The following is a 26,643-nucleotide window of genomic DNA, read 5'->3' as shown; positions in this document are numbered from 1 at the left end:
GTTTTTTTATTCGTTCCGTTTATAATTCAGTCCAGTTTTTATTCCGCTTACTGTGAGCAGTAGTATTAAAATCAGCTGTATCGCTCCCAAAATATAATAAGCGTTGTTCCATCCATTTCCTGCGTTTTCCACCATTCCGCCACTCAAAGAGGCATATTCGCTGGCACTGGGAACTTCTCGAACAGCATTTACCAACGAAATTAAAAATGTGAAAACCACGATCAGGGTGATGTCCGAAACCATAAAAATAAGATTGACGGTCAGGTTTTTAAAGTTTCGCCCTAACATTCGGATGAGGTAAACACCAAAGAACATCAGCGTTGTAATTAAAGCGATCAGATGGATTTTCGCAACCACAAAATAGGTGTCGTACACATTGATGTCGGTAACTGCGTCCAATGTCAAGCCATCAATTCCGAAAATCCAAAGTAAGGCGAGCAGCACTAAACCTAGTGTTCCGATAAGCCAAAATAGTTCCTTTTTTCTCAAAATTTTAATTCGGATTGTGTTTTCTTAAAAGTAGGGGATTTAGTTCAAGGCAGGAGGGAGCAATGGATTATAGTCTTTATTATTTGCGGGTGCTATCTTTCCTTTCTATTATTTGTTCAGCAGTTTCAGAAAGAAAATCGGTCAGTTTATTAATCAGAGTTTTCAAAAATTCGATTGATTCTATTTTAATTCTGGATTCTTCCATATCAAATGATATTCCATTCGAGGAATTAATAAAATTCAAAATATCTTGATTTGCTGATTTTATTACTCCATTATTATGAGCGATTGAATTTCTAATTATTTGATATTTTCTTATTTCAGCCCATTTTTCATTTAGATTATCCAAATTCACATCCAACACTTTCATAACGAATTTTCTACATTGTCCGATATAATTTAGGTCTTTGATGTCTTTGGGTCCGATTTTAATATTCTCCGCTCTTCGACACCATTCACACAGTTTAAAAAATTCATTTTCAAAAGTCGAGTAAATAGTAAGATAAACGGATTGATTTAGAATATTGGGAAATTCAGAACTGTTTAAAATGTCCATTTCATAAACATCGAATGCGCTTGGCATTTCAGGTTTATTTCCGTGCTTTTCATTCCATTTATTATATTTTTCCGCTAGTTTTTTTTCTTGTTGAAGAATCATTTCCTCCGTGCTTTCTAAATATGCCTTGATTGGGTCAAACTTAAAGTCATAAATAATCCTTGAACTTTGAAGAGCCCAATACTTACTTCCTTTAAATCTACTTCTTATTGACATAGTTGTTTTCCCATTGGAGGTAGCGGTCTAGTGTATGAGTAATAGAGGATTCCTACTCACTAGCTTTTTAGTTTAGCGCAGACCTTCGTTTCATAATTATACTTTGGTTTTGCCACTTAAGCCGCTATTACTTAAACACATTTTTGTGGGGCGTTTTTTTATTTCCGATATCAAATTGAGGGTAAAATCATTATCTTTCATTTTACAAGCATAAAATTGGGGATTACTAATGATTTTTTTCAATTCTGGAATATTCAATGCTTGCGAGCAATAATAACCTTCTACCAATCTTAATCTTTGATAAGGATTAAAATTTCTCTTGATAATCGATTTTTCAATGATATTTTGAAATTTTTGTGAATTGACAAACTTTACAGATTCTAAAATTCCTAAACCTTTTGCAATTGGTATTACTTTTTTTATGAAGTCCAATGATGGTAACTCGTCAAGAATTTCTTCTCTATAATTTCTTTTTACAACTCTTAATTCTCTTAATATATTAATGTCAGACTGATTTATTAATCTTTGCTCTTTCAATCTTTTCAGCAGTTTTATAAATGAAAATTCAAAAATTCCATCTTCGGCATTTTTAAAAACCAAATAATTCCTTAATCCAACAAAAAGACTATCACAAAACCACGCATAACCTAAAGTAGTTTTAGGCACTGTCTTAATTATGTCAAAATAACTCTCACAATCTTTAATGTCCTTTTCATAATTATTCTTTGGAATAAATTCATTTAATATATCTTTTAATCTATCATCTTTATCAATAATGATTTTCGACTCTTTTTGTAAATGTTTTATAAATAGGCTGCCGTTTTCTGACAGATATTTAAGTTTTGAGTATGTATAGAAAGAGATAGACCAATCATCTTTTGAATAGATTTTTGTTAAGTTCTCCATAGTTTCATAATCATCTGCTACAATTAATAAATCCTTATCGCTGTATTTATCAAAGTCTGACCTTAAAGAACTACCAAATATTGCTATACTATAATTTTTCATCTTACAAATTTGTTTAGAATAATAGTGATTAAAGCACTTAATAGAAGGAAGCCAAATAAACTCTGTGCGGTAAGCCACCCCATTCCAAAAGTTGTAGTGGCTTGAAATTGAGAGTCAATAAGCTTAGTTGTGCAATCTAAAGTGTAATAAAGTGTTGAACTTATATTGGGTTCTATTGGGTCAAATACATCTATTGACAAATCTTTTTGTTTAAGGCCATAACCTTTCCAATTTAAGTGATTTTTATATGCAAAGAAGCTAAAACCCGCTATAAAGACTATGAGAAAGTTTGGTATTCTGTAGCCGTAACCCGTTAAAAGGTAAAGACTTAAATTTGGAAAAAACTTTTTAATAAACATCCAATTAGATGTTCTTCTGCTATCTTTCTCGGGCTTAAACTTTTTTTGAATATAATTTAGGCCTTTCCATTTTCTGAAATGATAATCTGCCTGTTTTGTATGCTCTGGTTGTCCTTCGTCTTTTGAATTGTCAAGTATTTCTTGAAAAAAAGTAACGCACATATTCGCGTTAGTAACACAACCGATAAAGTCTCTTATGTTTGGTATTATATTCCTAAAAGAATTTGGTTCTATATAAGTCTTTTTGACTGTAACTTTAAACATATTCACATATTGAAAGTTACAATCGTGAAACCTACAATCCTTAATTATCGAGTGATTAAATTTGCAATTATAGAATTTACAATTTTGAAAAATTATATTCTCAAATTTAGTGAAAGCGAAACTACAATTGGTAAAAGTTTTATTTTCAATTTTGTATTCGTGCTTTTCTTTAGGGCTTAACTCATTAGGCCAATAAACAAAATTTTTAAAGTCATCTGCACTTTTGAGCGCCGTGTAGAATTCAACTTGAGAAACAATTTTTCTATTGAATTCTTTTTCGTCTAAATCCCAAAACTTTTTAATTATTTTACTCATCTTTTGTTTTCAAATGCTACATAACTTATTTCTAGGAATGTAAAACCCATCCCTTATCCCCGAAATAGGAGTATTACCGATATTTCTAACCATTAGCCCCCTAATATCACCGAAATTTCCTTCAAAAACAATAAGGTAACCTGCCTAGTTGTAAGAAGTTATCAACGAACTCCAGTTTTTCCATTTCCAGATAAGGTGTATATTTGGAGTGCTACACTTATCGAAATTAAGGTGTCCTATCCAACCTCATTTGAATAATTAAAGGACAGGCAAAAGGGTGAAAGTCCCCAGACCTTCAAGGCACCGCTTTGATGAGTGTAGCAGTGACCTGTCCTCAATTTAACTTAATTTTCTTTTGTTATGCTACACTCAAAAGGTCAAGAAAACTGCCCAAAAGGCAGTAGCGCGGAGGCGCAAAGCGCTCCCAAAATTTCCCAAATGCTTACCCCGGCCCAAGTACAATTGTTGGACTACGCCAATTATTTGGATGGTCCCGATCTGGTAAAATCCCTAAAACTGCTGCACGATATTGCCGTGTATTTTTCCAACGAACCTATTGATGAAAAAGAAAAGTATGCGCTCTTCAGTGTTAAAGTACTGTGGGAGTGTATTGAGGAGGTTGTTGGTGAGACGGGGAAAGGGCGAAGGGTGAAGGGTGATGGGTGATGGGTGATGGGTGAAGGGTGAATGGTGATGGGTGATGGGTGATGGGTGATGGGTGATGGGTGAAGGGTGAATGGTGATGGGTGAAAGGGTGGGCCATAAGCCGACCAGGGCGACAACGTAATCGTTTACAGCATCGCCTACCTTAAGGCATTGGGCCACATCCCTCAATCCTTCTCGATCATCTTTTTCCGCTGCTCATATTCTTGCGTGGAGATCTCACCGTTGGCATATCTTCTTTTGAGGATCTCCAACGGTGATTCCTTTTTTTGCTCGTTGAACCCATTGGTTTTCATGAGCTTAAGAATGATCCACACGCCAACAAGAATCAGCGGAATCCAAATAAACCACATCATGCCCGAGCCCCAATTATGCCAGTTGAAATCATGCATGGCATTGTTGTTTTACTGCTTTTGTCCATACGTTGGAAATTGTGTGTGCTACGCCAACCATTTTAATGTTCCATCATGTCCATCATGTCCATCATGTGTTGGTTGCCCATCATCCTATGGGACATTCTGCTGCCAAAAGCGGAATCCTGCTCCATCATTTCCAGCATATTGCCCATCATCATATTGGAAAATGTGCTGTCCTTCATCATCATGTTCATCATGGCCTGCCTGTTTCCCATCATGCTATGCATCATATCTTGGTTTTGCGCCATCATTTGCATCGCATGTTCATTATTTACCATATGCCCCATCATGTTCATCATCATTTGATGGTCGCTGGCAATGTTTTCCATAATGGCATCCTGCATATTGGGATCCCTTAATAGCTCCTCGGCACTTTGGTTTTGTGCCTGTGAACACCCCACAAGAATACATGTGAGTGCCAAAATCACTGCTGAATTAAATTTTATATCCATAATCATCTGATTTTATTTCAAAATCTCAATCAACTACATTAAAGTTACTGAATATCAATAGGTTTATGAAATTTTACGGCATGAAATTGGTGCGGGTGGGAGGTTGATGGGTTAAAGGTGAAAGGTGAAGGGTGAAGGGTGATGGGTGAAGGGTGATGGGTGAAGGGTGAAGGGTGAAGGGTGATGGGTGATGGGTTGAAGGGTGAAGGTGAAAGTGAAAGGTTATAGGTTATAGGTTATAGGTGATGGGTTGAGGGTGAAGGGTGAAGGGTTATGGGTGAAGGGTTATGGGTGAAGGGTGATGGGTGATGGGTGAAAGGTGATGGGTGAAAGGTGAAAGGGTGAAAGGGTGAAAGGGTGATGGGTTGATGGGTAAAGGGTGGGAGGGCCTTGTACGGCCCTCTTTCCTTTTGTTTTATGCTGCGTTTACTCTATAATGGGCTTTAAATGCTCCTTGGAGCCCGTCATTTGCCAATGCCCCAACGAAATAGGGATGTTCCCAATGCTGTTCAACGTATCAAAAAAGTCCTTTACTACAAAGGGTTCGCCCTGCAGCTCTTGCAGTCGGGCATAATCGGCCAGGGCGGTTTCCAACAGATATTTACCGGTAATATAACTTGTTCCGTACCCGGGTTGCCGCAAATAGAGATGTTGCTCAAAAATGAGTAGCTCTTTTTCGGTCTTCATCCAACCACGCGGGGTGTATTCGCTGTGGATGCCCCCGGCCTCTTCCATGGTCATTTCGTTGGCGTGGGCATATAACGAGCCCAAACCTCTGGCCGCACGCTGCGCGATCATAATGTATACGATCTCCTTGGCCCTTGGGCTATCGTTGTACAGACCGGCCTGCATAAACATTTCTTCCACGGCCGTGGCGGTCCCTTCGTTTCTGGAATCCCAAATGTTGTACAACAAGGGGCCTTTCCGTATCTCACTTTTATGGGGCTCAATATCCATGCGCGCCAGTTCAAACCAATGGTAAAAATGGGAGTAGAGGGGCCTGGCATCGTAATGCTCGCCGATCTCGAAGAAATTACGTTTTTCCTTGGGGATAAATTCCCCCAAATGCTCGCGTAGGGCGGGATCAAAATACGGTTTTACGGTAACAATGTCCTGTTGCGCCAAAAAGTCCATCAAGCTTTTGGCAGAAACATCAGCCATGTTATCATAGGCTTCGGGGGAGTCCACTGCTTCCAGTTCCGGTAGCTTCCTGTTGTTGTGCTCCACCAATTTCAAGGAGGCCCACGCCCGGGCGAGCTCCCGTTTTAGGATCATGACCTCATCTTCCCAAGTCAACGGCACCAAGTGCACATGTTGCAAATACCAGGTGTAATTATCCTTCCCAATGCCCGAAGGGCCGGTTTTGGATTCGGATTCGGCCTGCAGCCATTGAACAAGGTCGTTGGTAGCAGCTATACCCTCATCGATAACGGCCACCAGTTCGGCATCGTTGGTAACGGCATCGTTCTTTTTTAAGTCGGTGAGTACCACGCTCTGGTTTTGGATATCCCGAATACCGGTGATCCATAGATCGCGGGCGTTCCCGGTCAGGTTTTTCTTGGCCTGGGCATAAAAGGGTGGAATTACCTGTAGGTCGGTCAGGAGCCTAGCCCGTTCCTCCTCGGATAAGGGGAAGGTATAGGTCCATAGTTCCGTAGTACCGTGATTGGTGGGCCCTTCGTGGGCGGGCACATCGCTTTTGTATTCCCAAACCACTTTGTAATAAGCGGGATCGCGGACCCAAGGTTGTAATACGCGTTGGTTAAAGTCATACCCGTTCATTTCGGCCCAAACGATCATCCAATCCACTTGGTTCTCCACGGACCAATCGGTGGTGTCGATAGCCTGTAGTTGTGATTGCAGCTCCTTGAACTTGGGCCAACGCTTCTCGAAGGTTTCCGCTCGGTAATCGGGAGCTCCATTCAACAGCGGAGGATTTTCGAAGGTTCTCCATTCCTTGAACAGGGCCACTAGATCTTGGTAATCGTTGGTGGTGAAATTTTCGGTTTTGGTCGAGGTTTCCGCGGTACTTTCTTTTGTATCGGTTTGGCAGCTGAGCAAGAACAGCATTACCAAGGAGAGGAGGGTGGTGGTTGTTTTCAATGGGTTGATGTTTTTAGAGGATTTCAAGTTCGGCGAAATATCCGTTAAAAACAAAAGTTCGTTTACATGATCATGGAGTTGTTACTTGAGAAACATTTAGTTGCAAAGCTCGTTGAGTTCTTGATATTCGGATAAAAATACCGTAGGTATTTCCTGTCCGCTATGGATTTTGATGCAGCTTAAATCCGGGTTTCTATCCACTCGTAAATCGATAAGCGCAGTATTTTGGCTTACATCCAAAGTGCTCAATACATTGGAAGAGGCATAAAAATACATCAGGTTTGGATTGTCCTCTAGACTGATGTTTTGCAACGCATTATTGGAGATCACCACGGTTTCCAAGGATGGATTGGAGCTTAAATCCACCGTGCTCAGTTGATTGGTGGTCAACAATATACTTTTTAGATGGGGTGCTCCAGAGGAATCAAAAGTCGTTAAAAGGTTGTCGCTCATCAGCAAATGTTCAATGGATGCATTGGTAAGGCTAAAATCCTCAAAGTAGTTGTACGATAAGTTCAACCGCTTTAATCGGGTTGCTTGCTCCAGTCCGGTAATGGCGGTCAATTCGTTTACCAATAGATTGACCATGATCAGATCGGTATTCTTACTCAAGTCCAAAGAGGTGAGGTAATTGTTCTGAAGATATAAGGTGTCCAATTGGGTGTTCGCACTTAGATCGATGTCTTTCAGGTTTTGGCCAGCCACCGATAGAAAAGTAATATTTGTAAATCCTTCGATTCCCGTGAGGTCTGCGATTTCACCAAAGTGACTGTTACTGTTTAAATCCAATCGATGCACTTGTTCGGCATCTGCCCTTAACATGCGCTGATTCACGATACCATCGGAATCTATACCCTGTTCCATTAAAATCGTTTCAAAATGATTGTCGGGTATATTCAGATATTTATTGATGATCGGGTCTTCGCTGGAATTATCCTTTGAACATGAGGTAATTAGGAAGGTGAATGTAGCCAGAACCAATCCAATGTTCTTTGGGCTTTTGATTGAATGTATCACTTGTGTTTTTTGATGATGAACCCATAAGACTGCATATCCATTGAACTGTTACATGTATTCAGACGGATTTAACATTTTAATTGGCATTCGGGCATTTTTTCGATTCTCGTTCCAATTGTTGATCTGCAGGGCGATCAAGATGCCGATCACCACCAACAGAATTTCCCCCAGGGCATATTTCAGGTACTTACCGGTTTTACCTTCGTTGAGGAGCGATTTGCGGATGTTCCTAAAAAACTTGATCATTGGCGTTAATTTTTAATAAAAGCTGATTGGCCTGGTCTATCGCCTCTTTATAAAGCACATGTTGTTGTTTTATCTGAAAATGCCTTCCAAAAACCATGGCCTCAAATGGATTGTCGTTTAAAAAACCTGCGCTGTCAAGGGCTTTAGGTGTTCGTGGGTCCTCTTTGTAATAATCCTGAACCGTTTTCCAACGTGTTTTTGGATTTACGGTAAAACTGTAATGTTCAAAAAAATAGGGTTCGTACCTATTCTTGATAAACGTATTGGAAATTTCTTCACGAGCCAAAATATGATCAAGAGTGGTGTAATAATTTAAGATCATATCCTGAATGTTTTTATCCACAAAGGATAATTCACCTGAATTATTAATGGTTTCCATACCACTTTTATTGGGCGATGTCGACTTTTCCAGTAAAAGGTAAAACATATACTTTGTTGTTTTATCGTCTACAGGATCCAATGTCTGGAATTGTCTGGCAAGTTTCTTGGAATACGTTAAGGTAGTATCGGTAAACTTATGCATGTAATTGAGTTGAACAAGATCTTCCTTGATATTTTGGGATACCGTTTTTAAATGAAGATTCGCCAAAGCTGTACTGCTTCTGTTTTGGTTCCAGTTGTTAATGGCCAGAGCGATCAAGATCCCTATCACCACCAATATGATTTCCCCCAGGGCATATTTCAGGTATTTACCTGTCTTCCCTTCGTTGAGAAGATTTTGTCGGATGTTCCTAAAGAGTTTGATCATAATTCGTTCAATTCTTTATCAATTAGGTCGAGAGATTGTCGGGTAAGGGAAAGGAGTCCGTATTTCACCCAAATTTCTTCGTCCCTAAAGTTTTTATAAAGACTTTTCAGCGCCAGATAGGTTTCAGGTTCTTTTATAAGTGTGACCAGGGCGGCATCGTCCAATACAAATTCGGGATGCATGGGGATTAGGGGATGAGCTCTAATTCGCTCCGGTACAGTTGGTTCTATGGATAATTTGGCCATTATCACTGCAAGCTCATCTGTACTGTTGTAATAGTAATTCTTTTGAATCTGATCAGCGATGGAGTTTCTTGCATTGGCATAATCCTTTAATAAGGAAAGCCTTTGCCTAAGGCTATCGCTCAATAGCTCAAACTTTCCGGATGAAATGGCTTCTTCTTGAACGGTAGTTAAAAAGGACAGTGTAATTGAATATACCATTTGAGATAAATACTGCCTCAGACTATCTGTGGGCAGCAAAGTGTTATCTGCTGAGAAGCTGAGTACTTTATTGAATTTGGAATTGCTTTGGTTTAAACCGTGATCGTAATCCTCTAAAGTCTCCAGGTTGATCAATAATTCTTTTTTTATGGCCAGCATCAAATTCACCTTGCTGTTTTCCAGCTTTCGGTTTTCATTCCAATTGTTGATCTGTAGGGCGATCAAGATCCCGATCACCACTAAAACGATTTCCCCCAGGGCATATTTGAGGTACTTGCCGGTTTTACCTTCATTGAGGAGCAACTTGCGGATGTTCCTAAAGAGTTTCATTCAATTATTTTTCCAGGTTTTTGATGACGTTCAATAGATATACATTAAAATCGTCCGAATTGGCAAAGGCTATATCCATCCACCCATCATTATTGATATCGCCCAAGGTGACATCATAACTTTTAAAGGTGTCCTGCATAAGGTTCACTTTTTCGAACACTTCGCCTTCCTTGTTCAGAAATACCGTATTTGCCGTACCATAATTTGCGTTGACAATATCCATTAAACCATCCTTGTTAAAATCGGCCAAAGCAATGGCGTAGGTATGCTCCAAATCATTGTCGTAATTCATTGATCGGTCGAACTTTAAGTCGTTGTCTCCCCAATAGATTTTGTTTTCACCACCCACATTACCGGTAACAATATCCAAAAAGCCATCCAAGTTCATATCGGCAACGGCCACGGACCTTGTATCCAATTCCCGAAAGCCAAAATCAATCAATTTCCCAAACTTGCGTTGGCCTTTGTTGATGTAGATGGTATTGAGGTTATTGTCCCTATTGGCGAGGATAATATCCAATAACCCGTCCTTGTTCAAATCTGCCAGTGCAATATCTATGGTCGAATTATTTTCGGTTATCAATTCTTCGCAAGAATAGGTGAGGTCACCATTGCTGAAGCACAAGGTATTCCGTGCACCACGATTGCAGACAATGATATCCAAATAGCCATCTTGGTCCAAATCGCCTATGTTTACGTTTCTGGCATTGGAGTAGGAGGAGAAATAGGAGTGGAATGTAAAATTTCCATCACCATCGTTGCTATAAATTTTGTGGGGCGCATTATCATTCACCTCAACGATATCCAAATCCCCATCGTTGTCCATATCCGCTAGTTCTGCAGCATAGCTCGTAGCATGTTCGGTGCCAAGAAATTCCATGGTGTTGAAATTACGTCGCTCGTAGGTGAAAATGAGATTGGTTTCGGGCCAATGTCTGCCGTTTGCTATGATGGCATCCAAGTCTCCATCATTGTCAATATCTCCTAAACTAATGGAAGCGCTGCGATTTTTTCCGGTACCGAAGGAAAATCGCGGTTCTTCAAAGTTCATATCTGTCCGAATTAGGAATAATTCCTCTTGAGCTGTAGAAAAATGTGAAATACAGAGGAATAGCAACGGGGTTAAAAATCGCATAATTTAAAGGAAATGCTTAGGTTGAACTACCAAATTCGTTTATTTCCAGCTTAAAATCAATAGATTATATGTAATGATCTAACTTAATTATCAACAATCCAGTTAATTTTACAAGGAATTGAGAAAGTCGGATAAATCCGTTTCCTTGTCCAGTCCCAATTTCTTCTTTAATCGGTATTTGGATTTAAGAATACTATCGGGCAACACATTGAGGGTTGCCGCAATCTCTTTGGTGGTCAGGTTCATCCGTAAAAAAGCGGCCAATCGTATTTCTTTTTCCGATATGTCCGAATAAATGGTCTTTAGTTTCTGGTCAAAGTCGTTGTGGACCTCAGCGAAGTAAGTTTTGAATACTTCCCAATCCTTGTCTGAGGCGTTTTCCTTTTTAAGGAGCATTACCATACGCCTAAACTCCATTTTAAATTTTTCGGGGGAGTTTTTAATGTTCTCCAAGTTCTCCATCAGCTCTTGGATAAAGGTGTTTTTTTGAACCAAATGGAGGGTTTGGCTGGCGAGTTCCTTCTTTTTGTGTGCTATTTCCTGTTGATAGATTTCCTCTTGCTTTTCCCGTTCAATTTTGTTCTTTTTCATTTTTTGACGGTAACCGAACACCAATAATCCGGAAAGGGCTAGGGCAGAGGCCATGCCTCCGGCATAGAGCCCTTTGGTGAGCTTATCCACTTTGGCTTTTGCATTCAAAGTGTTGATCTCCTCTTCCTGCAGAGCGATTTCAGCTTCTTTTTTCTCGGTTTCGTAAATGGTTTGAAGCTCGGATAGCCGTTGACCGTTTTCAATGTTGTAAATACTGTCGTTCACTATTTTATACTGTTTAAAATAGCGTAAAGCATCACCTTGTTTGTCTTCCCTTAGCGCAATTTCCGACAGAAGCTGATAGGCTTGCGCCTGATCTTCCAATAAATCTGTTTTTTTTGATAGCGTCAAGGCTTGTTGCGACCAGGACTTGGCTTCATTAAGACTATTTTCTTGAAGGGCAATCTCAGCCAATTCCAATTGGTTGTCCACTACACTGCCTATTTGGTTCAATGAATCAGCGAGGCTCAACGATTCCTTAAAAAGGGATTGGGCCCGTGCCATATCATTCTTTTTCACATAATACTTGCCCAAACCCAAAAGGGTGAAAACTTGGCCGCTGGGGAATTTCATGGACTGCGATAGCTCCCAACTTTCGTCCAACATTTCTTTGGCGATTTCCAGACTGTCGCCTATGCTAGTGTAAAGTATCCCCAAATTGCTTAAATCGGAGATTAAACCATGTTTGTCATTATCCTCCCTATTCATCTGCATCAATCTTTTCAGATACCTTACGGTGTTGGTGGTATCCTTCATTTTGAGGTAGTTTTGGTGAATGTTTCTTAGGGAAGTTTTGGCATCACGACGGTCGTTATGCCGTTCCGATATCCCCATAGCCTTCAGGGAACTTTCCAGCGATAATTTATATTGACCTTTATTAAAATACATGCCCGCAATAACGTTGTAGCAGGCAGCGATTCCCGTAGAGTCATTCTCTTTTGCGAAATTTTCGATGGATTTGTCGGCATAGATCAACGTGCTGTCATGTTGGTTCATAATGGAATGGTTGATGGCAATATTGATTTGCATGGCAGCTGTGGAGCTATAACGCTGACGCTCCTCACTCAGTTTCATGGCTTTTCTGTAATAGATATTGGATGAAGGGTAATCGTCAATGTAGGAATAGGCAATTCCCATTCTTTGATAGCCTGTATGCTGAATGGGTACATTGTCCAACTGTTTCCCTAAATCAATGAGTTGGTCGGCATATCCGAAGGCCTTGTCAATATCACGATCAATATGGGCTCTCCAGAGATTAACCAATATAGGGGTTCTGGAGGAATCAATAGGGGTGCTGGCCAATACTTCCAGAAGACTATCGATTTGTTGTGGGGTGGCATCATATTGGCCAAAACTTAAGCTGGGTGCCAAAACAAGTAAAAAGAGGATGTGTAAGACTGATTTTCTCATAGTTAAGGTTGCATGTTGTCCTACAAGGTAGAAATATTATGCCTTTGAATCCCAATGGATTATAAAACCCAAAAAAGGCTTGTCCATATAAAATCCATGTTTCCTTTCTTCGATTCTGATTTCAAAACCTCTTTAAAGTATTGATTTTGTTAGTGTTAATCGATGAACTGCACAAATTTTAAAATCAGGCTGTCCATATGGTTTTTGGGTATCGTCCATGGTGGCTGTCCATACTTTGTCCATGCCCGAAAATAGGTTTGAGGAGCGTACGCCTCTAATTTCGAGCGTGTTGAACCTCAAAAAACTAAAAATTATGAAAACAAAGCAATCACTTTTTAAGAACAGTGCCTTACTAATGGTGCTGTCATTGAGCTTGATCATCTGTGTCGGATGCTCAAAGGATGAATCCTCTGAACCGCCGATTACGGGCACCGAACCTCCTACTGAAGAAGAGCAAACGAACTTCAATACCGTATTGGCAAGTCTACAATCGTTTGAACAGGAAAGCGAAGCGGCTACCGAAGAAGTGGGCGAACCGGAAAACCCAGAGCGAAATCCAGATGATGTCACGGAGGAATGTGTGGTACAGCGTTACAAAACATCTCCAGGCTTTGACGAAATGCTTTCGTTGGATCCCACCACCGATGTGATCTATCCTGGGGCCATGCTCAAAGGTGAATCTATTCCAACAGGGGAATATATTGGCATCAACGGTGGACGGGCACCAATTACGTTATCGGTTTCCTTGCAGAATATCGATGGAACATCATCGGTTGAGATCGAGGACCCTAAACTGTCCACTGTCAGGGAAGGGGTCAATAGCGTATTGCAACAAGGGGTCACTGGTGCCACCGCTGCCAAGTTGAACTTCACTATTGAAGAAGTGTACTCCGAGCAACACCTCAGTGTAGCCTTGGGAGCTAACTATCGCACCAAGAACAGGGATGTTTCGGCCTCTTTCAATTTTGACAATTCGCAATACAGCTATAAATACGTCATCAAATATTTTCAGGAATACTATACGATTGATCTAGACCTGCCACCCAATAACAACCCGGGTTCCTTGTTCTATGAAATGCCTGTGCTAAATTCCACGAGCCCCGTAATTGTGTCCTCGGTAAAATATGGACGTATGGTGCTATATACCGTGGAGTCCAACTCCAGTATCACGGATGTACAATCCGCGTTCAATGCCTCGTTCAATTCAGCGGACGCCAATGGCAATGCCGAATACCAGAGTATCATCAATAACTCTAAAATTGAAGCTTTGGTCGTAGGGGGCAGTGGTTCCGATGCCGCCGGGGCAGTAAGTGGTCCTGCCGGTGTATACGAGTACATTACCAATGGGGGCAACTACTCGGCAGATTCCCCTGCCGCACCTTTGGCCTATACGTTGCGCTATATCCGAAATGATTTTCCGGTGGCGAGAGTTGTGTTGAGCAGTGAATACAACATTAGGACCTGTTATGAGGCCTATCAAAAATATCGAATTGAATTGGGAGGTATCGAAATGATTTCGCACGCCGGCGAAAGCGGGGATCTGTCCTTGCGCGGCAATCTGAACATCAAACTGTTCCAAGGAGGTCAGCAAATGGCTAGTGAATCCTACACCAGAACCTCAAACAATTATATAAGCATCAGGGAAGGCGTGTTTTGGTCGATTCCGGGAGGCGAAGCCAGTGAAGTTGAGCTTTATAAGCCTGATTTGGAGAATGATTATGTTCAGATTGAAGCGGAATTCTCTGAAGATGATTTATTTAGTTCGAATGAATACTTGGGCAAGAATTCACGCAAAATATATTTAAAGGACATCAAAATGAACTTTGACGATAATGGCAACGCCATACTTCAAAATGAGGTGTTGAAATTAGAAGAGGATTCTGGAAGTGATTTTGAAGTAACATTTTACATGTCCAGAATATATTGATTTAGTCATTTACTAGGGCAGTCGGCCGCTCAAGTGGGGTTCAACCATTTGATGCCGGCTGTTTTATTTAAATAGTAATGAACTTCAACACAATTCCAATGGTTAGCCAGAAATAGCTTAGTATAGCTATCCATTTTAAGGTTTTCTCCAATAAAGGGCTTTTCGGTGCCATTTCTTTATGGTAATGAACATCCTTCCCTTTAAAAAGACCGAGGTAGATCATTATTCCTGATATGGCCAGAAAAGCGATGTTCAGGAAAAAAGTATAATCAACCGAAAAATATTCCTTTCCTGATATTTTATCGGCAGCGGCACTGGGTATGGCATCGAAAAAATCAAAGCCATAGTGGAGTAGCAAGGAAGCCCCTATAAGAGATGTGAACAATAGGAAAAGTATAAATAAGGACATTTTCCAACCATAATATTTAGCATTGATGCGAAGCACGGGAAAAACAACCAAATCACTAAAAATAAAGGCCATTACACCAGCAAAACTTACACCTTTACCAAATAATAAAGCAGCCAAGGGAATGTTTCCCATGGAGCCAATAAAGGTAAGAAAGGCTGCAACAGGACCTACGATTACATGTTCCAGCAGGGTGAAAAAGTCAAACGATTGTTGCCCTTGTCCCGTATTGATAAAAAGTGTTTCAAAAAAAGCATCCGGAACAAAGGCGGCCACTATTCCGGCAATGGTAAAACCTACGGTGACATCTTTCCACACCATTTTCCATTCCATAAAGTATTGCTTTCCCACCTTCGCCCAATTTTCTTGCAAGGTGATTTTTTCCCGCAACGAAGCTTGCTCAAGGTGTTCTTCCTTGGCTTCATCCAAACGTTTTCTAGCATTTTGGATCAACTTTTTCGGGTTGATAATCCGAATCAGCAACCAACTGCACAAAATAAGTAACACCCCGCCAACATATTCACCAACAACAAATTGCCAGCCCAAAAAGATGGATATGATGATCCCTAATTCAATCACCAGGTTAGTGGATGCCAATAAAAAGGCGATTGATGAAACAAAGCTGGCCCCTTTTTTAAATAGGGATTTTGAAGTTGCCAGTGCGGAGAAGCTACAGGAACTGCTTATAAAACCAAAAAAGGTGCCCAGTAGGACACTTTTCCCGCCTTTGTCACCCATCACCTTTTGCATTCGCTTTTCCGTAACAAAAACTTGTATCATGGAACTTATGAGGTAACCTAGGGCAAATGCCCATAGCGCCATCCAGAAAAAGCCTAGACTGGTATAAGCGGCCTCTCCCCATTCATGCAAAAATGTATTCATGTAAACTGTTTATTTAAATATGGTTTCTTGATTCAGAATTCGTGTACTCCTATAAGTTCAGGGATTTTTTGTCCAATTCAAAAGAATCCTTTCTCTATTTTGTAATACATCCGCATCTAACCATAAAAAAAAGCCGCTATTCAGCGGCCTTTTTTAATGTATGGATTCAGTTTAAACATCTTGCATACTCCACCCTTCGCGGTAGGTGCGGGTGACAAACTGGTTGGCATCCTCAAAATTGGTGATTTCCATATTGTCTCCATCCCAAAGCAGTTTTTTACGGCCATAAAACTCCATGTTGCCTTTGTCGTTCTCCCTGCGCAACATATAGCTGCGTATGGCCAGGTTGCCCATCAATACGGTTTCTGTCATCGGGCCCGCATAGTCGAACGAGGAGGTCAATCCTTGGTGTTCTTCGCTGCCAAATCCGGCCTTACAGGCATCCACCCATTTACGTTGGTGGCCATATTCCGGTTCGGGCATTTCCTCTACCTCTGGACCAAACTCGGTAACCCCATTGCTCATGTATAATTTAGGGGTCAAAGGGGAGCTGTCGTTTATATTCGTGGAGATTACTCCGTGCTCTCCGTGAATCAAAACTCCATTGTAGCTACCAGGGCCTCCTATGTCGCTATCAGCGGGAATAATCTCTGGGTGGGAGGGGCGTATACCACCATCGCTCCAGGTCATGGTCAATGGGGCGGCCGTTTTGTCCGTGGCCTCATAATTCAAAGTGATGAACGAGGATGGGGGACACCCTTCCGGATGGTAGTCCGGATTCCACATTTGCGAAAATACCGTTCCTACGCTACATTCGGCCGCAGTGGGATATCCCAATTTCAAAGTTCGGTATGGGATATCGATCAAATGACAGCCCACATCACCCAAAGCCCCAGTTCCGTAATCCCACCAACCTCTCCAATTAAATGGATGCAGATTGGGTGTGTAGGGGCGCATGGGGGCTGGGCCTAACCATAGGTCCCAAAACAAATCATCGGGTTTGCTTGCAGGGTCTGGTTGTGGCATTGCATTTCCTTGTGGCCAAACAGGGCGATTGGTCCATATTTCCACTTTGGTGATCCTTCCCAAGGCTCCAGAATCCACCCATTTTTGAACTAAGCCCAATAACGGATTGGACGCCCCTTGGTTTCCCATTTGGGTCACCACCTGTTTGTCTCGGGCCATTTGGGTCAGCATGCGTGCCTCGCTGATATTGTGGGTCATGGGTTTTTGCACATACACATGTTTACCCCTTTCCATGGCATAGGCCGCTGCAGGTCCGTGTACATGATCGGGGGTACTTATGGTAACCGCATCGATATCCTTCACAGTATCCAGCATTTCGCGGTAATCATTGAATAGTTTGGCTTTGGGAAAACGCTCTACGGATTGCTTTGCGGACCCGGAAAAGTCAACATCGCAAAGCGCAACAACATTTTCCCGACCATTAACGGATGCGTTGGCAATATCAGACGCACCTTTACCTCCAGCGCCTATGGCGGCAATGTTCAAGCGGTCGCTAGGGGCCAAAAATCCAGGACCTCCCAAAACGTGGCGGGGAACAATAAAAATACTGGAAGCGAGTGCGGTGTTTTTTACAAAATTTCTTCTACTGGAAGAAGTCAGTGGTTTCTTCATTTCTTGTTTAGGTTGGTTTAATTCTTATTGCCAAACAAGATAGGAAAAATACAATTGGGAATAAATACGTATTTTTTGCTGTAGTTCCTCAAAAAACTCCACACTAAAGGAAGTTTATAATGTAAAGTTTATCATTCATGCATCCACATCGGTGGCCAATTATACGCTTTGGAAACAGCCCTTACTATTTCATGAATAAAAGGAAAACCGTTATCCGAATTGGTCATTACAACAACTCCACGTCCAGTATCTGCAAAAGATACAGCATAACAAACAAAACCAGCATTTCCACCAGTGTGTCTAAAACGAAAAGCTCTGCCCTTTCCATCGATACCTATTCCAATTCCGCCAGCGTTGGGTACACGGGTCATCATAGTTCGTGCAGATTCTTGACTTAAAAACCGGGTGTCTTCTCCTCGATATGATTTACCCAGTGCTATCATAAATTGTGCTAAATCCGTAGGGGTGCTCCAAAGGCCTGCTGCTGCTTTTTCGGGATAAAGATGATAGCCTCCGTCAATCACATTACCATTTTCATCGTGGCCAAAAGCAGTTAATTTGCTTAGTTTTTCTGGTAGGGGATAAGCAAAGGAACTATGGCTCATTTCAGCAGGATTAAGAACCAATTCTTTTAGAAGCTGAGAGAATTTTTTTCCGCTCACATCTTCCATTAGCAATTGTAATACTTCCATTCCACCACCGGAATACAACTCGGATTCCCCAGGTTTTTGTAGGACACGTACAGGTTCTGAATTGATTATGCTACTTCCTTGTAAAATCTCTACTAAGCTTGGTATGGAATCTTTTTTGTTGTAACCTTGAAAACCAGAGGTGCTTAATCCCGAAGTATGGCTCATTATTCTTCGAGGTGTTACTTTTTCAGTTCTTGTAAATTCATTTTCAGGTACTTTCCATCGTATCAATTTGGAGTTAACGTTTTCATGGAGTGAAAATTTATCTTGCTCTATCAATTTAAAGGCGGCCACACTGGTAACAGGCTTGGATATTGAGGCAGCTTGGAAAATGGTCTCTTCATTTACATCTTCTTCCGTTTGCATATTTTTTTTACCATAACCTTGTGACCAGAGGATTTTGTTGTCATCGAAAACAGTAATGCTTGTCCCAGGTATGTTTAAAGCTTTCATTCTCGACTCAAGTGTAGTAGCAATTGAGTCGCTTTTACCGTTTTCGTCTATGGGATGGATATTGTTCTCAATCTTATCCTGAATTGCTGTATTGGTTTCGATAGAGGGGGATACTACTTCTTTTTTCTTGTTTGATTGGCACGAGAGTATAGCAATGGAAATAAAAATTAGACTTGACCTCATTTTTTTCATCATATGATTGTTTTGATCATTTTAACAAGGACGAGTTTGATTTTACAATGTTGCAACCCTCTTATCTAACCATATTCTTAAACTTAGCTCTGTTTTCAAATTTTTTTGGGATGAATAGAGACTGTGGTAAAATAAATTGCCAAATGATTTGAGATGCATAACCCACTGTTGGCAGTTTCCAACTTAATATGCAATCTAATGCCTTGTTTACAAATGCTGAGGATGGTCGTAGTAAGGTGCCTCACCCACCATATGGAAAATAATGATTGGATTCCTGCTTTCGCAGGAATGACATTGAATTACTTCTTAGCCTCCACCAAGTCCAATTGGTCTACGCTTACATTGGTTGTAAACATGCCATAGTTGACCACTGCTTTTCCTTTTTCCAAAGTGTCGATGGTGCCTACGGCCTTACCGTCCATTAAACGAACACGGTCTCCAATTTTAAATACTGGTCGCGGTTTGTTCTTTTCGGCCTGGATGGCTTTTTTCTTTTTGATTTTCTTCTCTACACGTACCTTCTTGATCTTTTGCTCCAGTTCTTGGGCCACCTGTTTCTTTTCCTGCTGTTTGGCCTTGGCCTTTTTAGCCGTGGTTTTTTTACGCTTACTGTTTTCCGTTTCCACAATGCGAAGCATTTCCGAGATCAACGGGCGTTTCTTTTTATCAATGAAATACTTTTCGGCAGCGGTATTCAATTTGTTGCCCAATTGAATCATACGCTGGTTGTGGTCGTACATTTCCTGATAGCTCTCCAACTTGGATTTGATCTTGGAATTGAGTTTCTCCAAACGTTCATTTTCCTCACGGGCCTTGGATTCCTCTTCTTTGAGTTTGGAGCCCGTCTCCACCATTTTACTACGTTCTTTTTGCAGTTTGGCAATGGTGGCATCAAAACGGACCTTTCCACGCTCTATCTTCTTCTTGGCCTTGTTGATCAAAGAGTAGGGGATGCCGTTCTTTTGGGCAACCTCAAATGTAAAGGAGCTTCCTGCCTCGCCCAAAACCAATTGGAAGGTCGGTTCCAGTGTTTTGGAATTGAACAGCATATTGGCATTGGTGGCATGCGGTAGTTCGTTGGCCAAAGCCTTTAAATTGGCATAGTGTGTTGTGATGACCCCGTAAGCTTCACGTTCGTAGAACACTTCCAGGAAAGCTTCGGCAAGCGCACCACCCAATTCGGGGTCACTACCTGTTCCGAACTCATCGATCAAGAACAGGGTTTTATCGTTGCACTTTCGAAGAAAGTAGTTCATGTTCTTGAGTCGATAACTGTATGTGCTTAGATGATTTTCAATGGATTGATTATCTCCAATATCCGTCAAAATTTTATCAAAAAAGCAAACGGAACTGCGTTCGTGCACGGGAATCAGCATGCCACTTTGCAACATCACTTGAAGCAACCCGATGGTCTTTAGTGTGATACTTTTTCCTCCGGCATTCGGTCCCGAAATCACAATGATTCGATTCTCCTTATGCAGTTTTATGGTCTGTGGCCAGGTTTTCTCGTTCTTTCGTTTGTTGGACAAATAGAGCAGGGGATGAAAAGCATCGCGTAGGAACAGTTCTCGTTCCTCATTGATTTCGGGCAACAACCCGTTCATCTCGTTGGCATATTTTGCCTTGGCCGCGGTAATATCGGTATCGGACAAATGCTTTTGATACTGCTGAAGTACCTCGATATATGGCCGAATTTCGTCCGTTAGCTTGTTTAAGATACGTTGAATCTCCTCTTTTTCCTCAAATTCGAGATTATTGAGCTCTCGAGTGTAGGTCAATGTGGCCTCTGGCACAATATACACGATGCTTCCCGTTTTGGAGGTACCCATCACGGTACCCTTCACCTTTTTGCGGTGCATCGCTTTAACGGCCAATACCCTACGGTTTTCCATTACGGACTCCCGGATTTCATCCAAAAAATCGGAAGATTGATAACGGCCCAGCGCAGCACTAAAACTCTGATTGATCTTACTGCGCACATTATTGATCTGGCTTCGAATGTACCGTAGCTCATCCGAGGCGGAATCTTTGATTTCTCCGAATTTGTCGATGACATCATCAATGGCAGCTGGGATTTCTGAGTGCAGTTCCAGTGCATTCACTTTATTAAAAAGCAGCGGATAGTACTCCTTGAATTTCTTAAAGAATTTCTGGTGAATGGCCACGGTTTTGCAGATACCTCCAATTTTTCGAAAACCGGCTATCTCCAAAGTGCTGTTGTCGATTTTGAGCAGCCCCAATTCATTGTTGATATGGTCAAAACCATGATTCGGAATACGATTGTAATTGGAAAAAGAAGCCAAATACTCCGAAGTTTGCCCCAGTACATCCATCAGTTCCTCCTTATCTCGGAAAGGTTGTATGGACAAGGCATCTTCTTTTCCCAGTTCTGTATTGCATCGCGAGGCGATTTGGCTCAATACCGTCGGAAACTCTAGATCTTGAAGTGTTTTGGAGTGAATGTTTTGCATCTTTTTCTACTAGCAGCGCAAAGATAGGATTTTGATGTGTTTTTGAGGTCTTCCCATTTAGCAAAAACAATTCGCTTTGTGTACTTTTGATCTGCCCCTGTGTTATTCAGTAAAATCCAATTAAAATGAGGAGCGACAATACGGTGATCTATATTATTGCAGGCGTTGTTCTGCTCCATTTTGCCGTGGGCATTGGGTATTTGATTTATAAACTGACCAAAAAGAAGTAAAATCATCGCATGGACGTAAACATTGAGCCGAGCTGGAAAGGGCAATTGAACAACGAGTTTGAACAGCTTTATTTCCAAGAATTGACCACTTTTGTGAAACAGGAATACCAACAGGCTACCTGTTACCCAAAGGGTAAGGATATTTTTGCGGCCTTTGACCATTGTCCGTTTCAAGAAACCAAAGTGGTGATCATCGGTCAAGATCCTTATCATGGGCCCAATCAGGCAAACGGATTGTGTTTTTCCGTGAAAGATGGTGTACCGCATCCGCCATCCTTGGTGAATATCTTCAAAGAAATCAAAACTGATATGGAAAAACCCTATCCAAAGAGTGGTAATCTGGAACATTGGGCAGACCAAGGAGTGTTGTTGTTGAATGCAACTTTAACGGTTCGTGCGCATCAGGCTGGGAGTCACCAAAAAAAAGGATGGGAGCAGTTTACCGATGCCGTGATCAAAACGGTTTCCAGCGAACTGGAAGGTGTTGTTTTTTTACTCTGGGGCGGATTTGCGAAGAAAAAATCATCCTTGATAGACAAAACCAAGCATCACATCTTAACCTCGGGTCATCCCTCGCCTTTGAGCGCCAATCGCGGATTATGGTTCGGCAACCAGCATTTTAGCAAAACAAATAGCTTATTGGCCAAAATGGGTAAAGAGCCCATTGATTGGTAATTAATTGGGATTGTTGGAACCTTGGATTTTTCGATTGTTGGAACGTTGGAGCGTTGGATTGTTGGAAGGTTGGGTTTTAATGTTGCCCCATTTCCAAATAACCTAAACCATACCCCTTACCTCTTTGGCCTCAATTGGACCTCTATTCCCAAAGGAATTCTGATGCCTTCCTGACTTCATCGATCAATTTAAGGTTGTGCAATCTGGTCTGTACCTCGTTTACCGTTGCTTCGGAGAGTTGTTCCTGTCCCCAAGTGGTTTTGGACAACCATTCCTGTATGTCCTCCAGTTTTTGTTCGTACCGGTTGGATAAGGTTCTATCGATACTTGGAATTTGTTTGAATTCGGAAGTATAGGTGTTAATGACTTCCAATACATGTTTTAGTAAACCTTCATTTTCTTTAATGAACTTTTCCGAAGCTGCAATCACAAAACAGGGCCAAGGGGTAGGGCAGTCACCCACACGTTTAAAGGTGCCATTGTCCACTAGGGGCTTTGTGGTAAAATGCTCCCACATAAAATAAGCATTGGACCCACTTGTGAGGTTGTCCACGGCACCATCGAGATTGTTGATGATCTCGAACTGGAGCTTTTCCGTGTCCCATCCTTGGTTTTGGGCGTTGATATAGGCCATTAAATGACTCCCGCTGCCCATCCGGCTGATGGCTACTGTATCGTCTTTTAAATCTCCAATTGAGTTGCGCTCACTGTTGGCATCCACGTGAATGCCCCAAAGTAAAGGAGAGGAAACGTATTCCTGAACAATTTTACTGGGATTACCCTGCGAGATACTTTTAATGATTCCTTCAGTAAGGATAATCCCTAGGTCGGCTTCACCATCTTGAAGCATCTTGGTCATTTTTCCCGTTCCTTCGGGAACATCGGTCCATTCCAATTGAATGCCTCGGTCTTCAAAAGCATTGTCTTCCATTGCCAAGTGCCAAGGAAGGTTAAAATGCTCGGGGACTCCGATTATTTTTATCGTTTTCATTTGTTTGGCTTGTTTGTACAGTTAAAGTTATGATGCCATGCGGTATTTTTCAAAAAATGCCCTTCGAAAAATTATACCAATTGACTTTTGGCTATGCAGCCCAAGGTGTATTGGATAAGTTCATCAATGGTTTGATGACCTTGCTTGGAGAACTCACTTGTGGCCCTGTTGGCCAATATGGCGTTTAAAGAAACAGCTCGATGTCCATGCAGTTTTGCAATTCCGTACATGGCTGCGGTTTCCATTTCCAAGTTGGTTATACGTGTTCCCCTAAAGGAAAAGGCCGCTAGTTTGTCGTTAAAGTCTTGAATGGCGGGAGATATACGAAGCGTTCTTCCTTGCGGGCCGTAAAACCCTGAATTTGTACCTGTTAAGCCTAATCGTATACGATTTGAAGAAAAAACATCACCCAAATCCGAATCAAAATCCACCGCGTAAGGATGGATGTTATGTTTGCCCCAGCCCAAGTAATCGGTAACGGCCAGTTCCAGCTCTTGATTTTTGATGTGTCCACAGTCATAAAAATGCAAAAGATTGTCGAAACCGATACCGGCCGTACTCATTAAAAAGGAATCAATGGGTATGTCGGGTTGTAGGGAGCCGGATGTACCAACCCGTATATAATTGAGTTGTTTCTTATTGGTTTTTATCTGGCGTGTGTCAAAATCTATGTTGGCAAGAGCGTCGAGTTCATTAAAAACAATATCTATATTGTCCGTTCCTATACCCGTGGAAATTACAGTGATTCGTTTGCCCTTATAAACTCCGGTATGAGTGACAAACTCACGTTTGTTTTTTTGCACCTCAACGGAATCAAAGTATTTGGATACTTCGTGCACACGATTTTGATCACCTACCGTAATAATGGTGGTGGCGATGTCTTCTGGAAGAAGGTTGAGATGGTAAATGCTCCCATCAGGATTCAGAATAAGCTCTGAACTGCCCAGTGATGAGCTCATGAATTATAATTTTAGGATTCGGTCTATCTCAGTATTGTATAGGAAGTTATACTTTAAGGAACCGCCTAAATACATTTGATTATCACGTAGTTCCGAATAATAATTTGCTTCTTGTTTTAGCACGTCCAATCCTTTTTTGGTCAATTTGACCGGGTCAAAAGAACTGAATAAAGGTTTTAACGAAGTTACCATGCGTTCGTACTGTGTGTCCCCAAAACCGTAAAATCCTTGATCGGTCAATAAATTATGAAGTAATTCTTTTTTGGACCTTGGCTTTTCCTGTTTGGCCACTTCCAAAATATGGTTCTCCAAGTCGTTAAGTCCGTTTTTAATGGTAGGGAATCGTTTTAGATGTGTTTTAAGTGCATCCGACAAGTACTCGAATTGAAAATCGTTGTTGTCGATTTGGTTTTCCAATCGGATGGGATTGTCGCTACAGTATAATTGCCAAATATAATCGGCGTATTCTATATCGTCTTGTGAAAGCACTTTTCTATTGTCGTAAAGCTCCATCAACTTGTCGTCGTCGAGCTCGTTTAACCCATAGAGTTTAGTGGAGCCTTCCACTTTGCCACTGCACACCAAAGAAATTTCCGCGTGTCTCCGATGCTGTTTCAACCAGCTTATTACGGCCAGCATATTGATTTGGCAAAAAAGGTCGTATTCGAACCAAAGAACAATTTGGTCCTGTTGTTTGTGGTTACAAAGCGATCGATATTCCTTGAGGGTTTTCTCGATAAACCAAGACTTGGAAACTTTGTAATTCTTGTTTAGGAACTCGAACCTTGTTTTCCAGAACGATTCGCTTCCTACTGTGGAGAGGGTTTTGCCTTCGCAAAGCATTTCCCTCCAAGTGATTACATCACCTTTAAATTCCAAAGATTGTAATCTAGACGTGAAACTGTCCCCGTTGGTTATGTGCAACAGTGATTTCATTTTCAGCTATGTTTTCGTTGGTTAGGAATAATAAAAATAAGGTTTAAAGCAGGAACAGAAAAATTTTTTCACAAAACATTGGTATTCTGGCCAACTTTTTAACATGTGGAAAAAAGCAATTCTTTTTTTTAAAGAATCAGCAGTTATCCACCAACGCGCTTAACAGAAAACCCGTTATCCTTTAGGAAATCCATGATTTTATCCCGGAAATCACCTTGTATGATAATGGTTTCGTTTTTAAAACTTCCTCCTACGCCCAAGAGTGTTTTTAGGTCTTTCGTCAGTTTTTTAAAATCACTATCCGCCCCATTGTACCCTTCCAGGATGGTTACAGGCTTTCCTTTGCGCTTTTCATATTTGCAAATAATCGGGTCATCCTGAAGCCAATAAGGGGATTTTTCCTGTTCTCCGTTGGAATCCTCTTCCGGAACATGATCTGGGAATAAATCTTTGAGCTGGTCTCCTAAATCCATACTTACTTTTTAATCAATCCTAGGTCTATCAATCGTTCGTGTAAATAAGCGCCTGCAGTAATATTCGCAAAGGCTTTTGGGTGTTCCTCGTCGATACAGTTTTCCAGGCAGTTGAGCGGCATATCGCTTATTGGGTGCATAAAAAACGGAATAGAGTATCTGGATGTGCCCCAAAGCTCCTTTGGAGGGTTCACAACTTGGTGAATAGTGGATTTAAGCTTGTTGTTGGATAATCTGGACAACATGTCCCCCACATTGATCATCAATTGGTCCGGTTGGGCAATGGCATCCACCCAGTTTCCTTGATGGTCCTTTACCTGAAGCCCCTTTCCGTGAGCGCCCATCAACAAGGTGATCAAATTAATGTCGCCATGCGCCGCTGCTCTCACTGCGTTTTTGGGTTCTTCGGTAATGGGGGGATAATGAATCGGCCTTAAAATGGAATTGCCATTTTTAATATAGTCGTCAAAATAGGTTTCTTCCAGACCCAAGTGCAAGGCCAATGCCCGCAATACGTATTTTGCTGTTTTTTCCAGCATTTTATAGGTTTCCTTTCCAACTCGATTAAAATCGGGAAGTTCTTCTACAGTAACATTATCCGGGTATTCCGCTTCCAATTTGGGATTATCTTCCACATACTGGCCAAAGTGCCAGAACTCTTTCAGGTCTCCTTCTTTTTTGCCCTTGGCATGCTCTTTTCCGAAGGAGGTGTACCCGCGCTGCCCTCCAATACCTTCAATCTCGTATTTGTCCTTGGTTTCCTGTGGTAGGTTAAAGAACTTTTTTATTTCTGTATATAGGTCTTCGACCAGTTCATCGGACAGGAAATGTCCGCTTAGGGCCACAAAACCGATATCCTCGAAAGCAGCACCTATTTCTTTGACAAACTTTTCTTTTCTTTTTGGGTCGCCTGAAACAAAATCTTTCAGGTCCACGCTTGGAATAGCACTCATATTG

The 26,643-nt window shown here is 41.4% G+C and carries 24 protein-coding genes and 1 pseudogene; 3 read left to right on the top strand and 22 right to left on the bottom strand.

Going from position 1 to position 26,643, the window contains the following annotated elements; all coding sequences use genetic code 11:
* Positions 1 to 6: 6 nt before the first annotated feature.
* From J0654_RS05325 to J0654_RS05310, 4 genes are all read right to left on the bottom strand, one after another.
* The gene (locus J0654_RS05325; RefSeq protein WP_207026617.1) at positions 7 to 489 is read right to left on the bottom strand and encodes a hypothetical protein; all 483 of its coding nucleotides are present in this window, start codon (positions 487 to 489) and stop codon (positions 7 to 9) included.
* 79 nt (positions 490 to 568) lie between these two features.
* The gene (locus J0654_RS05320) at positions 569 to 1,261 is read right to left on the bottom strand and encodes a hypothetical protein (protein ID WP_207026616.1); all 693 of its coding nucleotides are present in this window, start codon (positions 1,259 to 1,261) and stop codon (positions 569 to 571) included.
* Between the two features lie 96 nt (positions 1,262 to 1,357).
* Positions 1,358 to 2,269 carry a nucleotidyltransferase domain-containing protein gene (locus J0654_RS05315; RefSeq protein ID WP_207026615.1) on the bottom strand — a complete coding sequence of 304 codons (912 nt, stop codon included), beginning with the start codon at positions 2,267 to 2,269 and terminating at the stop codon, positions 1,358 to 1,360.
* Positions 2,266 to 3,207 carry a pentapeptide repeat-containing protein gene (locus tag J0654_RS05310; protein ID WP_207026614.1) on the bottom strand — a complete coding sequence of 314 codons (942 nt, stop codon included), beginning with the start codon at positions 3,205 to 3,207 and terminating at the stop codon, positions 2,266 to 2,268. The genes J0654_RS05315 and J0654_RS05310 overlap by 4 nt, the downstream gene beginning before the upstream one ends.
* Before the next feature lie 360 nt (positions 3,208 to 3,567).
* On the opposite strand from J0654_RS05310, the gene J0654_RS05305 reads away from it, so the two are divergent.
* Complete coding sequence (locus J0654_RS05305; RefSeq protein WP_207026613.1) at positions 3,568 to 3,873, top strand: hypothetical protein; 306 nt, start codon at positions 3,568 to 3,570, stop codon at positions 3,871 to 3,873.
* A 164-nt stretch (positions 3,874 to 4,037) separates the two neighbouring features.
* On the opposite strand, the gene J0654_RS05300 is transcribed toward J0654_RS05305, so the two are convergent.
* The 9 genes and pseudogenes from J0654_RS05300 to J0654_RS05260 form a co-directional block, all read right to left on the bottom strand.
* Complete coding sequence (locus J0654_RS05300) at positions 4,038 to 4,262, bottom strand: SHOCT domain-containing protein (protein ID WP_207026612.1); 225 nt, start codon at positions 4,260 to 4,262, stop codon at positions 4,038 to 4,040.
* A gap of 62 nt (positions 4,263 to 4,324) precedes the next feature.
* Positions 4,325 to 4,738 carry a hypothetical protein gene (locus tag J0654_RS05295; protein ID WP_207026611.1) on the bottom strand — a complete coding sequence of 138 codons (414 nt, stop codon included), beginning with the start codon at positions 4,736 to 4,738 and terminating at the stop codon, positions 4,325 to 4,327.
* Between the two features lie 426 nt (positions 4,739 to 5,164).
* Entirely contained in the window at positions 5,165 to 6,841 is a 1,677-nt protein-coding gene (locus tag J0654_RS05290) for a hypothetical protein (RefSeq protein WP_207026610.1), read from the bottom strand.
* 96 nt (positions 6,842 to 6,937) lie between these two features.
* On the bottom strand, positions 6,938 to 7,858 hold the full coding sequence (locus tag J0654_RS05285; RefSeq protein WP_207026609.1) for a leucine-rich repeat domain-containing protein: 921 nt from the start codon (positions 7,856 to 7,858) through the stop codon (positions 6,938 to 6,940).
* A gap of 69 nt (positions 7,859 to 7,927) precedes the next feature.
* Positions 7,928 to 8,104, bottom strand: a pseudogene (locus J0654_RS05280) (DUF6090 family protein); the annotation flags it as partial.
* The gene (locus J0654_RS05275) at positions 8,088 to 8,852 is read right to left on the bottom strand and encodes a DUF6090 family protein (protein WP_207026608.1); all 765 of its coding nucleotides are present in this window, start codon (positions 8,850 to 8,852) and stop codon (positions 8,088 to 8,090) included. The gene J0654_RS05275 and the pseudogene J0654_RS05280, both read right to left, overlap by 17 nt.
* Positions 8,849 to 9,625, bottom strand: coding sequence for a DUF6090 family protein (locus J0654_RS05270; RefSeq protein WP_207026607.1), 777 nt, complete (start codon positions 9,623 to 9,625; stop codon positions 8,849 to 8,851). Before J0654_RS05270 ends, J0654_RS05275 begins: the two co-directional genes overlap by 4 nt.
* A gap of 4 nt (positions 9,626 to 9,629) precedes the next feature.
* Complete coding sequence (locus J0654_RS05265; protein WP_207026606.1) at positions 9,630 to 10,676, bottom strand: FG-GAP repeat domain-containing protein; 1,047 nt, start codon at positions 10,674 to 10,676, stop codon at positions 9,630 to 9,632.
* A 192-nt stretch (positions 10,677 to 10,868) separates the two neighbouring features.
* A complete protein-coding gene (locus J0654_RS05260) occupies positions 10,869 to 12,761 on the bottom strand; it encodes a tetratricopeptide repeat protein (RefSeq protein ID WP_207026605.1) in 1,893 nt (630 codons plus the stop codon).
* Positions 12,762 to 13,074: 313 nt separating this feature from the next.
* Here J0654_RS05260 and J0654_RS05255 point away from each other — a divergent pair, with 313 nt between their 5' ends.
* On the top strand, positions 13,075 to 14,688 hold the full coding sequence (locus J0654_RS05255) for a thiol-activated cytolysin family protein (RefSeq protein ID WP_207026604.1): 1,614 nt from the start codon (positions 13,075 to 13,077) through the stop codon (positions 14,686 to 14,688).
* A gap of 67 nt (positions 14,689 to 14,755) precedes the next feature.
* On the opposite strand, the gene J0654_RS05250 is transcribed toward J0654_RS05255, so the two are convergent.
* The 4 genes from J0654_RS05250 to J0654_RS05235 all read right to left on the bottom strand — a co-directional run bounded on the left by J0654_RS05250 (position 14,756) and on the right by J0654_RS05235 (position 21,422).
* Positions 14,756 to 15,976 carry a permease gene (locus tag J0654_RS05250; protein ID WP_207026603.1) on the bottom strand — a complete coding sequence of 407 codons (1,221 nt, stop codon included), beginning with the start codon at positions 15,974 to 15,976 and terminating at the stop codon, positions 14,756 to 14,758.
* 171 nt (positions 15,977 to 16,147) lie between these two features.
* Positions 16,148 to 17,614, bottom strand: coding sequence for a Gfo/Idh/MocA family protein (locus J0654_RS05245; protein ID WP_207026602.1), 1,467 nt, complete (start codon positions 17,612 to 17,614; stop codon positions 16,148 to 16,150).
* 131 nt (positions 17,615 to 17,745) lie between these two features.
* Positions 17,746 to 18,954 (bottom strand): serine hydrolase domain-containing protein, encoded by a 1,209-nt coding sequence (locus J0654_RS05240; RefSeq protein ID WP_207026601.1) that lies wholly within the window; start codon positions 18,952 to 18,954, stop codon positions 17,746 to 17,748.
* Between the two features lie 296 nt (positions 18,955 to 19,250).
* Positions 19,251 to 21,422, bottom strand: a complete 2,172-nt coding sequence (locus J0654_RS05235) for an endonuclease MutS2 (RefSeq protein WP_207026600.1) — start codon at positions 21,420 to 21,422, stop codon at positions 19,251 to 19,253.
* Positions 21,423 to 21,661: 239 nt separating this feature from the next.
* Here J0654_RS05235 and J0654_RS05230 point away from each other — a divergent pair, with 239 nt between their 5' ends.
* Positions 21,662 to 22,327 carry a uracil-DNA glycosylase gene (locus tag J0654_RS05230; RefSeq protein WP_207026599.1) on the top strand — a complete coding sequence of 222 codons (666 nt, stop codon included), beginning with the start codon at positions 21,662 to 21,664 and terminating at the stop codon, positions 22,325 to 22,327.
* 142 nt (positions 22,328 to 22,469) lie between these two features.
* Here J0654_RS05230 and J0654_RS05225 read toward each other — a convergent pair whose 3' ends face one another.
* The 5 genes from J0654_RS05225 to J0654_RS05205 form a co-directional block, all read right to left on the bottom strand.
* A complete protein-coding gene (locus tag J0654_RS05225; protein WP_207026598.1) occupies positions 22,470 to 23,318 on the bottom strand; it encodes a substrate-binding domain-containing protein in 849 nt (282 codons plus the stop codon).
* A 71-nt stretch (positions 23,319 to 23,389) separates the two neighbouring features.
* Positions 23,390 to 24,277, bottom strand: coding sequence for a nucleoside phosphorylase (locus J0654_RS05220; RefSeq protein ID WP_207026597.1), 888 nt, complete (start codon positions 24,275 to 24,277; stop codon positions 23,390 to 23,392).
* A gap of 3 nt (positions 24,278 to 24,280) precedes the next feature.
* A complete protein-coding gene (locus J0654_RS05215) occupies positions 24,281 to 25,213 on the bottom strand; it encodes a DUF1835 domain-containing protein (RefSeq protein ID WP_207026596.1) in 933 nt (310 codons plus the stop codon).
* A gap of 143 nt (positions 25,214 to 25,356) precedes the next feature.
* Positions 25,357 to 25,686 (bottom strand): translation initiation factor, encoded by a 330-nt coding sequence (locus J0654_RS05210; RefSeq protein WP_207026595.1) that lies wholly within the window; start codon positions 25,684 to 25,686, stop codon positions 25,357 to 25,359.
* 2 nt (positions 25,687 to 25,688) lie between these two features.
* Entirely contained in the window at positions 25,689 to 26,639 is a 951-nt protein-coding gene (locus tag J0654_RS05205; protein ID WP_207026594.1) for an isopenicillin N synthase family dioxygenase, read from the bottom strand.
* Positions 26,640 to 26,643 lie beyond the last annotated feature (4 nt).

The organism is Flagellimonas profundi, from assembly GCF_017313275.1.
Lineage (GTDB): Bacteria > Bacteroidota > Bacteroidia > Flavobacteriales > Flavobacteriaceae > Flagellimonas > Flagellimonas profundi.
The sequence above is the reverse complement of the archived record's forward strand: the minus strand, read 5'-3'. Positions and strand labels throughout refer to the sequence as shown.

Excerpts from the sequence above, each read along its gene's own strand:
- J0654_RS05265 (WP_207026606.1), bottom strand. The coding sequence starts at position 10,676 with ATGAACTTTGAAGAACCGCGATTTTCCTTCGGTACCGGAAAAAATCGC.
- J0654_RS05225 (WP_207026598.1), bottom strand. The coding sequence starts at position 23,318 with ATGAAAACGATAAAAATAATCGGAGTCCCCGAGCATTTTAACCTTCCT.
- J0654_RS05245 (WP_207026602.1), bottom strand. The coding sequence starts at position 17,614 with ATGAAGAAACCACTGACTTCTTCCAGTAGAAGAAATTTTGTAAAAAAC.
- J0654_RS05215 (WP_207026596.1), bottom strand. The coding sequence starts at position 25,213 with ATGAAATCACTGTTGCACATAACCAACGGGGACAGTTTCACGTCTAGA.
- J0654_RS05220 (WP_207026597.1), bottom strand. The coding sequence starts at position 24,277 with ATGAGCTCATCACTGGGCAGTTCAGAGCTTATTCTGAATCCTGATGGG.
- J0654_RS05295 (WP_207026611.1), bottom strand. The coding sequence starts at position 4,738 with ATGGATATAAAATTTAATTCAGCAGTGATTTTGGCACTCACATGTATT.
- J0654_RS05255 (WP_207026604.1), top strand. The coding sequence starts at position 13,075 with ATGAAAACAAAGCAATCACTTTTTAAGAACAGTGCCTTACTAATGGTG.
- J0654_RS05270 (WP_207026607.1), bottom strand. The coding sequence starts at position 9,625 with ATGAAACTCTTTAGGAACATCCGCAAGTTGCTCCTCAATGAAGGTAAA.
- J0654_RS05260 (WP_207026605.1), bottom strand. The coding sequence starts at position 12,761 with ATGAGAAAATCAGTCTTACACATCCTCTTTTTACTTGTTTTGGCACCC.
- J0654_RS05250 (WP_207026603.1), bottom strand. The coding sequence starts at position 15,976 with ATGAATACATTTTTGCATGAATGGGGAGAGGCCGCTTATACCAGTCTA.
- J0654_RS05230 (WP_207026599.1), top strand. The coding sequence starts at position 21,662 with ATGGACGTAAACATTGAGCCGAGCTGGAAAGGGCAATTGAACAACGAG.
- J0654_RS05310 (WP_207026614.1), bottom strand. The coding sequence starts at position 3,207 with ATGAGTAAAATAATTAAAAAGTTTTGGGATTTAGACGAAAAAGAATTC.
- J0654_RS05240 (WP_207026601.1), bottom strand. The coding sequence starts at position 18,954 with ATGATGAAAAAAATGAGGTCAAGTCTAATTTTTATTTCCATTGCTATA.
- J0654_RS05320 (WP_207026616.1), bottom strand. The coding sequence starts at position 1,261 with ATGTCAATAAGAAGTAGATTTAAAGGAAGTAAGTATTGGGCTCTTCAA.
- J0654_RS05305 (WP_207026613.1), top strand. The coding sequence starts at position 3,568 with ATGCTACACTCAAAAGGTCAAGAAAACTGCCCAAAAGGCAGTAGCGCG.
- J0654_RS05205 (WP_207026594.1), bottom strand. The coding sequence starts at position 26,639 with ATGAGTGCTATTCCAAGCGTGGACCTGAAAGATTTTGTTTCAGGCGAC.
- J0654_RS05315 (WP_207026615.1), bottom strand. The coding sequence starts at position 2,269 with ATGAAAAATTATAGTATAGCAATATTTGGTAGTTCTTTAAGGTCAGAC.
- J0654_RS05275 (WP_207026608.1), bottom strand. The coding sequence starts at position 8,852 with ATGATCAAACTCTTTAGGAACATCCGACAAAATCTTCTCAACGAAGGG.
- J0654_RS05300 (WP_207026612.1), bottom strand. The coding sequence starts at position 4,262 with ATGCATGATTTCAACTGGCATAATTGGGGCTCGGGCATGATGTGGTTT.
- J0654_RS05210 (WP_207026595.1), bottom strand. The coding sequence starts at position 25,686 with ATGGATTTAGGAGACCAGCTCAAAGATTTATTCCCAGATCATGTTCCG.
- J0654_RS05235 (WP_207026600.1), bottom strand. The coding sequence starts at position 21,422 with ATGCAAAACATTCACTCCAAAACACTTCAAGATCTAGAGTTTCCGACG.